This is a genomic window from Oleiphilus sp. HI0117, from assembly GCF_001635235.1.
Genome location: NZ_LWGA01001107.1, coordinates 1 through 1,968, shown reverse-complemented (window position 1 = coordinate 1,968; position 1,968 = coordinate 1). Strand labels below are relative to the sequence as shown.

The 1,968-nt window shown below is 44.3% G+C and carries 3 protein-coding genes; 2 read left to right on the top strand and 1 reads right to left on the bottom strand.

From position 1 onward, the window contains the following. Both A3757_RS19855 and A3757_RS19850 read left to right on the top strand, forming a co-directional pair. Nucleotides 1–439 (top strand): flagellin (locus tag A3757_RS19855; RefSeq protein ID WP_255374994.1); only part of this gene is annotated, 439 nt, incomplete at its 5' end. Between the two features lie 162 nt (nt 440–601). Beyond that, a complete protein-coding gene (locus A3757_RS19850; RefSeq protein WP_068512423.1) occupies nt 602–787 on the top strand; it encodes a PEP-CTERM sorting domain-containing protein in 186 nt (61 codons plus the stop codon). A gap of 25 nt (nt 788–812) precedes the next feature. On the opposite strand, the gene A3757_RS19845 is transcribed toward A3757_RS19850, so the two are convergent. Further along, complete coding sequence (locus tag A3757_RS19845) at nt 813–1,760, bottom strand: SMP-30/gluconolactonase/LRE family protein (protein ID WP_068740151.1); 948 nt, start codon at nt 1,758–1,760, stop codon at nt 813–815. Between the last annotated feature and the right edge of the window lie 208 nt (nt 1,761–1,968).

Genomic DNA, 1,968 nt, shown 5'->3' with positions numbered 1-1,968 from the left:
CGAAAACACTAACTTCAATGGCAAGGCCCTACTCAGTGGTGAACAAGACTTCAATATTCAACTGGATCAACCAGGAAAGAGCATTCAACTCGAAGGCAAAGACTTAGCCAAAGAGATCAAAGAATTAGGCTTTGAAGACGTAGACTTAAGTTCAGCTGAGCAAGCTAGCAAGTCATTAGAAACCTTAAACCAAGCATCTGAGCTAGTACTATCCCGCCAATCAGAACTTGGTGCCGTTAGCAATCGAGTCGAGAGTTCGATCGATAATATCGCCATATCCAAAGTTAATACGGCTGAAGCGAGGAGCCGAATCAGTGACACTGACTATGCTCAGGTGGCCTCAGACCTAGCTGCGAGCCAAATAAGAGATCAGGTACAGATCGCCGTACAAGGACAAGCGAATAGTCAACGTGGCGCTGTGTTACAGCTTTTATCCTAACTTTCAATCGCACTTGAGCTAAATCTGCGCTACACTCGCGCCCGAAATCTAGTGAGGGCTTCATCTATTAGTCACATTCTATAGATAGACTGCCATTCCATCTCACTGAAAGCTCCTTTATATCGTCTCACCAGTAAAGGAAAAATTACTAAGGAAGGTAAAATGAAACATATAAGTCGCGCGGTCGCGCTAGTTCTATTTAGCTTGATCACCATACAAGCTCATGCAAACCCAATAGTTACCGAAATCCCAGAACCAACGACACTATCATTGATAAGTATCGGTTTAATTGGTCTAGGTTTGGCACGTCGTAAAGTTAAAAGCACTGACAAAGCGGGAACTCAGTAGCCTTACATCAAGCTGGAATTCGACGCTATTCTACAGCCACGCTTTGTTTCTCTGCCTCTGCCGGCTTTGCACATCTAAGGGCAAAGGGCTCAAATACAGCACCAAGTAGTAATTGATCTTCATACATACTTGCCACACTCGTGCCTGAAATCAGCTCGCCACTATCATAGTAAATCGACTCGGCCTGCATCTTTTCACCAGACACATCTATTTTAAATGCTTGAGATGGAGAAAGGTGGCTTTCATCATGCATATGAGCCGTAAACTCAAAGACTTTCGGATGACCGGCTGTGAGCAGGTGTTGATCATCCAACCACTCAAGATTATCAACAGCCATGGGGATGTAAACCGTATCAATTAAGTGCCAGGACAGCATATCCTGTCCTTTCATATAGCGAGACACTTGATTCGCTGTGGTTTCAGCTACAAACAGGGTTTTCTGGTCTGCAGACAAAGTCACCCCATTCGTATAACGAAGGCCATCGATCACTGTATGCCCCTGCTCTCCATCAAAATATACCAGCGAAGACAACGCCAGCCCGGCATAGTCCTCTACAATCTCCATCACGCTATGACGCGGGTTGCCATGATCGTTTGATACAAAGAAACGGTCTTTCCCCACAACAGCGATATCATTAGGCGAGATTAACTCTGGAAATGGAATACGTCGGCGTAGCTTTAAGTTACCATCAGGAAGAATGCTAAATACATCAATCTCATGTGTCTGCATATCAAGATGATTTACCGCATAGAGCTCTATCGCCTTTCCCTGAACGCCATCTTGTTGTTCAAAGCGCAGAGCAATTCCATGAGGATGAAAAGCCCCTTTCATTTTGACCATCAACTGCTTTGGTTTCGAGTTTGGATCACTGAGATCCAGAGTCCAAATACCACCGTTTTCATAGGACTTTAAGTCTTTATCCAAAAAAGCCTGGCGACGGTCATCGGCTGAAATATAAGCCAGCTTTTGCACTCGATCGACCGTGATATCCTCTGCTCCAATAGGACCTGCTAGCTTTTCACACTGCCCAAAAGGCTGACTTTCTTCAACACTACGGAAGACCCCTGCATCCTAGCGATACCCGCGGCGTGAAATATCACCAGTACTAAAATAAGTAGTAAGATTTTTGTTCGAGTCTTCTTAAGCATTTCTTAGATATCCAGTTTTTATTATTACTTAT

Excerpts from the sequence above, each read along its gene's own strand:
- A3757_RS19850 (WP_068512423.1), top strand. The coding sequence starts at position 602 with ATGAAACATATAAGTCGCGCGGTCGCGCTAGTTCTATTTAGCTTGATC.